This window comes from Flavobacterium fragile, assembly GCF_023634865.1.
In the GTDB taxonomy this organism is placed as follows: domain Bacteria; phylum Bacteroidota; class Bacteroidia; order Flavobacteriales; family Flavobacteriaceae; genus Flavobacterium; species Flavobacterium fragile.
The window spans coordinates 22,804-33,634 of sequence record NZ_JAMLJN010000014.1; the positions used below are offsets into that span (position 1 = coordinate 22,804).

Genomic DNA, 10,831 nt, shown 5'->3' on the forward strand with positions numbered 1-10,831 from the left:
ATCTAAAATCGTTAATCATCAATCTTAAATCTTCTTTTTTCTCTCCAAATAAAATCCTGCTCCAATCAATAAAAGCATTCCAATCGAACTCATTAACGCAATAGTACTTCCAGTTTTTACTACTTCGGGTTCAAATTTGAATTCAATAGTATGTTTTCCTGCTGGAATTTGTAAACCTCTTAAAACGTAGTTCACATTTAAAATTTCAACTTCTTTTCCATCAATTGTAGCTTTCCAACCGTTTTTATAATATATTTCGGAGAAAACGGCGAAGCCATCATTCTTGTTATTTGTAACGTATTTTAACTGATTTGGTTTGTATGAAACTAACTGTATTGAAGCTAATGAATCTTTTTTTAATTTATCATTAAATTTAGTCCCTTTAAAATAATCAACATAATTTCTTTCATTCATCACTACTTCATTCTTAGTATCCAAACTATCCAAAGCTTTCATTTCTTCATTTGCAGAATTCACAAACTTGATTTTCTCCACAAACCAAGCATTTCCATTCGCTGCTGGATTTTGTAACGCTAATTTTTGTCCGTTTTCATCGGATTGGATAACGTATTTCACGTTTAACATGTTCAACACACGAACGTTATTTTTTGCAATTTGGTAGTCGAATAATTGTTGCATTCTTCTTGGTTTCGCGGCATGATAACCTCCAATCGATTTATGGAAAAATGAGGTTCTCGCACTACTCATTCCGCCTTCTACTTCAAAAACTCGGAAATGCGTGGTGTCGGCTAGAATTCTTTGGTCGGCTTCCGTAGGTTCAAATGGCATATCGACTTCTCTTGCGCTTTTGAATTGGTCTGGATTGTTGTTTACATAGCGTTTGTCTACCATAAATAAATCAAAAACCATCAAAACTCCAACCGCGATGATAGCTGTAGTTTCCTTCATCAGGTTTTTCACAAAAAGGAATAAAACAGCAAATGTTAATCCCACAAACAACATCGAGCGTAAAATATCTGAAGTATACAAAGCTTCACGGTCCAATTTTAAAGTTCGGATGAATTCGTCTCCATAAGCTTGCGCATACATGGCGTCATTTGCTGAAGAGAAATTAAAACTTCCTTTTATTAAAAATAAAACTACTAAAAGTCCAAAAGTAATAGCTCCTGATTTCCAAAGGGCGTTCCATTTTGCTTTTTCATCTTGTTTGAAAAATTGATACAAGCCTATAATTGCTAAAGCAGGTACACACAATTCTAAAATTACTTGAATAGAAGAAACGGCTCTAAATTTATCATATAATGGAACATAATTGATAAAGAAATCTGTTAAAGCACTGAAATTTTTTCCCCAAGACAGCAATAAAGAAAGAACTGCTCCAGCTAAAAATAAGTATTTGATGTTTCGTTTTTCAACAAAAAAGGCCATTACAAATAAGAAAAACACTACTACTCCAATATAGGCTGGTGCTGCAACAATAGGCTGATCTCCCCAATACGCTGGTGCATGTTCCACAAAACCTTGAACTTGATCCGCTGGATAGCCTTGGGCTACAAAATTCTGATAGGTTTCAGATTCAATTCCTAAATTTTCATTATTGGAACCTCCGAATAATCCTGGTGCAATTAAGTTTAAACTTTCTGCAATTCCGTAGCTATATTCCGTGATATATTCATACGACATGGCGTTGCTATCCGTTTTTGGCGAACCATCAGGATTGTAAGTTAATTCGCTATTGTTTCTGGTAGAAAATTTAGCATATTCCGATGTCGCCATTAGGTTGGTTGCATTAGCTCCAATGGCTAAAATTGCTGCAATAACAAATACTCCTATTACTTTTCCTAATTCTTTAAACTCTTTATTTTTAACTGCAATTACTACATAATAAACCGCAATTATTGCCAATAAAAGCAATAAATAATACGTCATTTGGAAGTGATTCGCATTAATTTCAAGCGCTGCCGCCACCATAGTTATCAAACCTCCAATAATATATTTTCTTTGAAACACTAATAAAACTCCAGCTACTACCATTGGCATGTAAGCTATGGCATGTGCTTTAGCATTGTGTCCAACACCTAAAATAATAATCAAATACGTTGACAGTCCAAAGGCTAAAGCTCCGAAAAAGGCTTTTAATGGATCTACTTTCAATACCATCAATAACACATAAAACCCAAGGAAATAAAGGAATAAATAATCTGCTGGTCTTGGTAAAAAACGTAAAGCATCATCCAGCATTCCGATTACGTCATTTGGATATTTAGCTCCTAATTGATAGGTAGGCATTCCTCCAAAAGCACTGTTGGTCCAATAAGGTTCTTCGCCTGTTTCTTTTCTGAAATCAATTTGTTCTTTTGCCATTCCAGTATATTGTACGATATCGGATTGGAAAATTTTTTCTCCTTTTAAAACTGGATAAAAGTAAAACAGTGAAACTAAGATAAATCCAACTACAACTAATAAATGGGGATAGAATGCTTTAATGTTCTTCATACTATTGCTAAATAAGGTGCTAAAGTAACTAAAAAAAGGATATCGCTACAATATCCTTTTATGTAAAGTTGATAAACTAAGAATTATTTTACTTCTTCGTAATCAATGTATTCTCCTACTTCTTTTTTAGGTTTTGAATTGGATGTAGTTGACTGCGAAGTGTTATACTGTTGTTCTTGTTGTTGTCTGTACTGTTCTTGCATTTTTTCTTGCATCTTGTTGACCGCTTTCTGCATTAAAATTGGGGCAAAAATTCGCATTAAAAACTTAAACAAATAATAAAACAGAATGATGTAAAAAATTGTTTTTACAAAACCTGTAAATGAAGCCATTTCCATGCTAATAAAATTTAAAATTCAAAAATACAGATATTGGTTGGGAAAACTTCAAAATTGTTTCATAAAATTATGATAAAATAACTAATTTTGGAGATAAATCTTTTTTTATGAAATCACTTCAATCCCTTTTTCTTTTATTATTTGGAATTACTGCCCAACTCTCTTTTGGACAATTTACAGATGAAATCAATTCGAATCGTCCAGGTAAATCTATGATGGCCTATGCTGTTGGAAAAAAAATCATTCAAACCGAAACAGGAGTTACTTATGTTTCAGAAGATCATAATTTGTTAGGATATAATGCAAATGGGTTTATTGGTGAATTGGATATTCGATATGGAGTTTGGAAAGAAGAATTAGAGATTATTGGTGAAATCGAGTATCAAAACGACAAATTAACTAATGGTTTATTCAACGAAAAAAGGAATGGTTTCAAACAGCTTACTTTAGGAGCTAAATTTTTAATCTATGATCCCTTTAAAAATTACGAAGAAAAAATAAATGTATACAGCTGGAAAGCAAATAGAAAATTCAAATGGAGACAATTTATCCCTGCTTTCTCTATGTATGCAGGTGCTAATTTTAGTGTAGGCGACAACCCTTTTAATTATGCGCCTGCCAATATTAAAGAACCTTCTTTTAGTCCAAAAGTAACTGCAATTGCCCAAAATCACTTTGGTGGAAGATGGGTTTTAGTAACCAACTTAACTTACGACAAAATAGGAACTGATTTTGCGTCAATCAACTACATTTTAACACTAACCCGTGGATTTAACGCCAAATGGTCAGGTTTTATTGAAAACCAAGGGTATTCAGGGGATTATTATAGTGATAGCGTTTTCAGAATAGGTGCTGCATTCTTATTTGATAAAAACATGCAAGTGGATGCTTCAGTAGGAAAAAACATAAAAGATACTCCCGGACTTTTTAACGCTGGAATTGGTTTTTCTTGGCGTTTTGCTGATCAATACAAAGAAGTAAAACTAGCAAAACCTGGAACGGAAAGTAAAACCGACAAAAAAGTGAAGAAAAAAGCAGAAAAAGAAGCTAAAAAAAGAAAAGACGCCGTAAAATAATATGATAACGATTAAAGAAGCCCTTACCAAAAAAGAAATGAAAGATTACGTGATGTTTTCTTTCGAATTGTATAAAAATAATCCTTATTGGATACCTCCTATTATTGCAGATGAGTTAGAAACTTTCGACAAAACTAAAAATCCGGCTCTTCAATCGGCAGAAGCGCACTTTTATTTGGCTTACAAAAATGGAAAAATTGTTGGAAAAATTGCGGCCATCATCAATTGGGAAGAAGTTAAAATTTTAGGGAAAAAGAAAACACGATTTGGTTGGTTTGATGTTATAGATGACATTGAAGTTACCAAAGCTTTATTAGCTAAAGTAGAAGAATTGGGTAAAAAACACCACATGGATCACATCGAAGGTCCGATGGGATTTTCTAATTTAGATAAAGTAGGAATTCTGAGTGAGGGTTTTGAACAAATGGGAAATATGATTACTTGGTACAGTCAACCTTACTATCTCACACATTTTGAAAAGCTTGGCTATACAAAAGAAAAAGAATATATAGAAAGTAGTTTTTCATTCAACGACATCAATCCTGAACCATTTCAAAAAGCAAGTGAATTGATCAAAAAAAGATACGAATTACGCAGTCTAAATTTTACCAAAACTAAGGATATCATGCCTTATGTAGATAAAATGTTTGATCTTTTTAACGATACCTATTCAAAACTACAATCATTTGTTCCAATAAACGATATCCAAAAAGCTTATTTTAAAAAGAAATACATTGGTTTCATCAATCCGGAATACATCAAATTTATTTTGGATAAAAACAATAATATGATTGCTTTTGCCATTGTGATGCCTGGGTTTGCTAATGCCTTAAAAAAGGCTAATGGTAAATTATTCCCTTTTGGTTTTTATCATTTATTACAAGCTAGGAAACAGTCAAAAGAAGTCGTTTTTTATCTAATTGGAGTTAGTCCAGAGTACCAAAGCAAAGGTGTTACCGCAATAATTTTTGATGAATATTACAAAGTATGTAAAGCCAAAGGAATTGAAACTTGTATTAGAACGCCCGAATTAGAAGAAAATCATGCCATTCACAATTTGTGGAAAAATTTCAATTCAAAAATCAATAAAAGAAGAAGAACCTACAAAAAAGACATATAAAAAAAGGGATTCAAATTGAATCCCTTTTTTTGTATTTCAATAAAAATTACTCTACATTTTGAACATTCGCTTCAGCGATTTGCTTGTAAGTTCCGTTTACTAATTTTTCACGGATAGCTTCAAAAGCAGCTAAAGTTTCATTGATATCTTCAATGGTATGAGATGCTGTTGGAATCATTCTCAACAAGATAATTCCTTTTGGTATCACAGGATATACTACAATAGAAAGGAAAATTCCATAGTTTTCACGTAAGTCATTCACCATAACCATTGCCTCCGGAATAGAACCTTCTAAATATACTGGAGTAATACAAGTATTAGTATCCCCAATATTAAATCCTCTTTCTTTTAATCCGTTTTGTAATGCATTTACGTTTTCCCATAATTTATCTTTAATAGAAGACGAATTACGTAATAACTCCAAACGTTTTAGAGAACCAATAGTTTGAATCATAGGTAATGCTTTTGCAAACATTTGAGAACGTAAGTTGTATTTTAAATAATCTATTACATCTTTATCCGCTGCTACGAAAGCACCAATATTGGCCATTGATTTTGCAAAAGTTGAGAAATACACATCAATTCCATCTTGACAACCTTGCTCTTCTCCTGCTCCAGCTCCAGTTTTACCCAGTGTACCAAAGCCATGCGCATCATCAACTAATAAGCGGAAGTTGTATTTTTCCTTCAAGGCAACAATCTCTTTTAATTTTCCTTGTTGGCCACGCATTCCAAAAACGCCTTCAGTAATGAATAAGATTCCACCTCCAGTTTCTTCAGCCATTTTAGTTGCTCTCTGAAGGTTTTTCTCCATACTTTCTAAATCATTGTGTTTGTAGGTAAAACGTTTCCCCATATGCAAACGCACACCGTCAATAATACAAGCATGAGAATCTACGTCATAAACAATAATATCATTTTTAGAAACCAATGCATCGATGATAGACACCATTCCTTGGTACCCAAAGTTTAATAAATAAGCCGATTCTTTATGAACAAACTCTGCTAATTCTTTTTCTAATTGTTCGTGATAATTGGTATGACCACTCATCATACGAGCCCCCATTGGGTAAGCTGCTCCATATTGTTTTGCTGCTTCTTCGTCAGCTTTTCTAACTTCTGGGTGGTTTGCTAATCCTAAATAATCATTGATACTCCAGTTCAAAATTTTCTTTCCGTGGAACATCATTCTTGGACCTAATTCTCCTTCTAATTTTGGAAATACATAATAACCCTCAGCTTGTGAAGCCCATTTTCCTAATGGACCTTTATTGTTTTGAATTCTTTCGAATAAATCTTTTACCATGATATATTATAGGTGTTTAAAACGAAGCAAAAGTATAAAGAAAAAAGTTTTTATTGAATGATAAAGTTGAACTTTTTAAATTAATTTCAAAAAATGCTTGTTTATTGAAGAAATGAACTTACATTTGCACCGAACGACACAGCAATGTGGTTACACGTTCACTTAAAAAGTCGGGGGCTCCACCTCGACTTTTTTGCTTAAAAAAAGAGCTAACATTTACGTGTTAGCTCTTTTTTTTTACATATCGGATATAATAAATTCACTACGTCTGTTTTGTTGGTGTTGTTCTCTAGTACACGGAACCTCATTGGTACAATTATTAATTAATTGTGATTCTCCATATCCTTTACAAGTTAAGCGTTCCTTAGCAATTCCTTTATTTATAAGGTAATCACGAGTAGCATTTGCTCTAAAAGTGGACAATCGTAAATTATAAGCTTCACTTTGTCTACTATCGGTGTGCGAACGAATATCTATTTTTAAGTTTGGATACATTTTTAAGATTTCGATAATTTTTGCTAACTCAACTTCTGCATCAGGACGGATAAAATATTTATCTAAATCAAAATAAATAGTAATGTTCAACAATTTAACTAAATCATCTCCAGGTTTTGTTTGGATTATTTTAGGTGCAATTTCAAACATCTTATTGTTATCCTCAGTACCTTTAACTCTATATTGTTTTGTTAAATAACTATCATCAGCTACAAGAATATAATACTCTCTATCTGCACGAACATCGTTGAAAATAAAATTACCTTTTGAATCTGTAAGAGTTTCTGCAATCTTATTTTGATTAGCATCTAACAACGTAATTTTTGAGTTCGCAATTGGTTCTTTTGATATTTCATCAACAACAGTATTAATAATAGTTCCTTTTTTTGGTTCGTCATTCAATTTTATTTTGTAAATATCATCATATCCTTTTCCTCCTTCTCTATTAGACGATATAAAGTAAATATTTTTAAATGGGCTCTCTATAAATCCAAAATCATCGCGTTCACTATTAATCGGAGCTCCTACATTATGAAAACTAGAGTAGTTCCCATTTTCATCTGGTATTGATTTGAAAACATCTAATCCTCCCATACCAATAAGTCCATCTGAAGAAAAATATAGCGTACCATCTGAAGCTACAAAAGGAAAAGTTTCTCTTGCTTTAGTATTAATTTTATCCCCTAAATTCTCTGGATTTCCATAGGTTCCATCCTCATTTATGGTGACTTTATACAAATCAGAATTTCCAAAACCACCTGGCATATCAGAGGCGAAATATAGTGTTTTGCCATCAGGACTCAATGCAGGATGAGCGACATTATACTCATTATTATTGAACGGAAGTGCTACAATTTTATTCCATTTTCCATTTTCTAATGTGGCACTAAAAAGTTTCAGTTTTATGACTTTATCTTTATCCATTGCTACTTTACCATTGTTGAAATTATTACGAGTAAAGTACATGGTCTTTCCATCCTTAGAAAAAACTAGACTAGATTCATGATATTTAGTATTAAACTCATCTACAATTTCATCTATATAAACTGCTTTTGCTGAATCACTAAACTCAGCTCGATAGATATTTGAAAAATTTTGATTAGTCCACTTATCTATTTTTTTATTATTTTTTTCTGGAATACGATTCGATACAAAATACATTTTGGTATCTTTAAAATTACCTCCGTAATCAGAAAATTCAGAATTTATTCCTGCATCTGTAATCGTATATTTATCCAAACTATTATTTAAATCAACTAAATATAATTTATTTTTAACATACAATTCCCCGCGATAATCATTAGTCAGAGCATAAAATTTTTCCATTATTTTATCCGCTTCTTTGTACGATTTTACAGCTTTCAATGATTGCGAATATCTAAAATAGTATTCCGGATTTAAGGATTGATTCTCTATTTGAAATAACTTATCATACCAGACTTTAGATTTATCTAACATGCCATTGAAATAATAGGAATCTCCTAATTTTTGAAATAATTCAACTGAAACATGCCCTTTTTCCGCTACTTTTTCATAAATGGCAATGGCATCAATATAGGAATATCCTTCATATTTTTTTTCTGCAATTTTTTCTTTTACTTCTTGTGCCGAAACAGAAAAAACACAAACCAAACTTAATATACTTACAATTAATTTCATCATGTCAAATTTTAAAAGAATCTAGGGTTAACCACTCGGTCAGACTTTTTATTGAATTCATATCGCAAAAAGAATTCATGAGAACCCGAATTATAATTTGCTAATTGGGTTGTCTCCATGTCGTAAGCATAACCTAAAAACCAGTTGTTTGAAACTTGAAAACCTACGAGTAAACTTCCGGCAGCATCCCAACGGTAGGCAGCACCTAAGGTAAAACGCTCATTAAATAAAAAGTTTGCTGATAAATCAACTTGCAATGGAGCCCCTTTTACAATCTTAGTTAGCAAGGCAGGCTTAAATTTAATAGTTGGTGTCATTTCAAATACTTTACCCATAATAAAGTAATAGTGCATTTTTTCTGCAGCAACCGAATTTTGAGAGAAACTTCCTTGACCTTTATCAAAATGTTTGGTTTCTAAAAAATTAGGTACCGATAAACCAAAATAAGTATTATCAGAGTAATAATAAATTCCGGCTCCCACATTAGGTGAAAATTTATGATCCACATTATATTGTGATAAAACATCTCCTGGGTTGTAAATATTTAATTTAGTAAAATCTACATTTAAAAAATTACTTGTAGCTTTAATTCCAAATGCTAATCTATAGCTTACAGAAACAGGAAAAGAGTAGGAAAAATCTACTGAAATTGAAGTCTCATCAGAGGGGCCAATTCGGTCATTAACAACAGACATACCTAGTCCTAAATTTTCATTTTTTAATGGGGAATGAATTGCTAAAGTATTTGTTGTGGGTGCACCATCTAAACCAACCCACTGGTTACGATGTAAACCAAAAACACTTATAACCTCTCTACTACCAGCATAAGCCGGATTTATATTAACAGTATTATACATATAATTTGTAAACTGTGAATCTTGTTGTGCATAAGTAGATACTGCTACAAGCGACACTATTAATACCCAAAATATTTTTTTCATTTTAATCATTGATTTATGAGTTACTTAGAAGGCTATTTCTTAACTAAGCTATTATCTATTAATATATAAATACCCAGAACGCTCTTTTGTTACTCCAGAATTATTTTTGTACTTAACAACATAAAAATAAGTTCCCACTGGAAGTTCTGAAGATTGACTTATGGTAACTCTTCCCTCAGAAAAGCCTCTAAAATAATTCCCATTTAATCCGTAACCATTTACTTCATAAACTAAAACTCCCCATCTGTTATAAATAGCAACTGTATTGTCCGGATATAATTCGATATTTCTAATAACAAACACATCGTTATCACCATCACCATTTGGAGTTACTAATTGATAAATCTCTAAATCATCTTCTGATGGTTCATGATTATTTACCTCCAAATAATCAGGTATTCCATTTCCATTAGAATCTAAAGGCTGATTTGCATAAGATCCCATTTCTTGACCATTGGTCAAACCATCTTCATCACAATCACCAGTCAAAAATTCTTGACTTAATTCTAAGGTTATGTGAGCTGGAACTGAAGAACATGGATTATTTGGATTGGTTCCATCTAGTACTTCTTGACCATTGGTTACTCCGTCTCCATCACAATCTGCTGTTAACCATAATCCACTAGTAGCCAATGTCTGACTTGTGCCTGTGTAAGAACATGGATTGTTTGGATTAGTTCCATCTATAAGTTCTTGACCATTAGTTACACCATCACCATCACAATCCGCTGCTAACCAAGCCGAACTTGGGCTTAACGTTTGACTCGTTAAAACTAAAGAACATGAATTGTTTGGATCAGTTCCATCGGTAACCTCTTGACCATTTGTAACGCCGTCACCATCACAATCTGCTGTTAACCATAATCCGCTAGTAGTCAATGTCTGACTTGTACCTGTGTACGAACATGGATTGTTTGGATTGGTTCCATCTATAAATTCTTGACCATTAGTTACACCATCACCATCACAATCCGCTGCTAACCAAGCCGAACTTGGGCTTAACGTTTGACTCGTTAAAACTAAAGAACATGGATCATTTGGATTGGTTCCATCGGTAACCTCTTGACCATTTGTTACTCCGTCTCCATCACAATCCGCTGCTAACCAAGCCGAACTTGGGCTTAACGTTTGACTCGTTAAAACTAAAGAACATGGATCGTTTGGATTGGTTCCATCGGTAACCTCTTGACCATTAGTTACGCCGTCTCCATCACAATCTGCTGTTAACCATAATCCACTAGTAGCCAATGTCTGACTTGTACCTGTGTACGAACATGGATTATTTGGATTAGTTCCATCTGTAAGTTCTTGGCCATTAGTTACACCATCACCATCACAATCCGCTGCTAACCAAGCCGAACTTGGGCTTAACGTTTGACTCGTTAAAACTAAAGAACATGGATCATTTGGATTGGTTCCATCGGTAACCTCTTGACCAT

Annotated in this window: 8 protein-coding genes; 2 read left to right on the forward strand and 6 right to left on the reverse strand. The window is 33.0% G+C overall.

Annotated elements, in window-relative coordinates; all coding sequences use genetic code 11:
* Positions 1-24: 24 nt before the first annotated feature.
* Positions 25-2,457: a YfhO family protein gene (locus NAT47_RS12285; protein WP_250583183.1), complete on the reverse strand. Its 2,433-nt coding sequence runs from the start codon at positions 2,455-2,457 to the stop codon at positions 25-27.
* An 83-nt stretch (positions 2,458-2,540) separates the two neighbouring features.
* The gene (locus NAT47_RS12290; RefSeq protein WP_250583185.1) at positions 2,541-2,795 is read right to left on the reverse strand and encodes a DUF4834 domain-containing protein; all 255 of its coding nucleotides are present in this window, start codon (positions 2,793-2,795) and stop codon (positions 2,541-2,543) included.
* A 107-nt stretch (positions 2,796-2,902) separates the two neighbouring features.
* Between NAT47_RS12290 and NAT47_RS12295 the strand changes: the two genes are divergently transcribed.
* Both NAT47_RS12295 and NAT47_RS12300 read left to right on the forward strand, forming a co-directional pair.
* Positions 2,903-3,871 carry a transporter gene (locus tag NAT47_RS12295; RefSeq protein WP_250583187.1) on the forward strand — a complete coding sequence of 323 codons (969 nt, stop codon included), beginning with the start codon at positions 2,903-2,905 and terminating at the stop codon, positions 3,869-3,871.
* A gap of 1 nt (position 3,872) precedes the next feature.
* Positions 3,873-4,991 carry a GTP cyclohydrolase gene (locus tag NAT47_RS12300; protein ID WP_250583189.1) on the forward strand — a complete coding sequence of 373 codons (1,119 nt, stop codon included), beginning with the start codon at positions 3,873-3,875 and terminating at the stop codon, positions 4,989-4,991.
* Positions 4,992-5,037: 46 nt separating this feature from the next.
* Here the strand turns inward: NAT47_RS12300 and NAT47_RS12305 are convergent, their stop codons facing one another.
* The 4 genes from NAT47_RS12305 to NAT47_RS12320 all read right to left on the reverse strand — a co-directional run.
* Entirely contained in the window at positions 5,038-6,297 is a 1,260-nt protein-coding gene (locus tag NAT47_RS12305; RefSeq protein ID WP_250583191.1) for an aminotransferase class I/II-fold pyridoxal phosphate-dependent enzyme, read from the reverse strand.
* Between the two features lie 237 nt (positions 6,298-6,534).
* Positions 6,535-8,451 (reverse strand): OmpA family protein, encoded by a 1,917-nt coding sequence (locus NAT47_RS12310; RefSeq protein WP_250583193.1) that lies wholly within the window; start codon positions 8,449-8,451, stop codon positions 6,535-6,537.
* 11 nt (positions 8,452-8,462) lie between these two features.
* Positions 8,463-9,392 (reverse strand): PorP/SprF family type IX secretion system membrane protein, encoded by a 930-nt coding sequence (locus NAT47_RS12315; RefSeq protein ID WP_250583195.1) that lies wholly within the window; start codon positions 9,390-9,392, stop codon positions 8,463-8,465.
* Between the two features lie 51 nt (positions 9,393-9,443).
* Positions 9,444-10,831: T9SS type B sorting domain-containing protein (locus NAT47_RS12320; RefSeq protein WP_250583197.1), on the reverse strand; the 1,388-nt coding region annotated here is incomplete at its 5' end.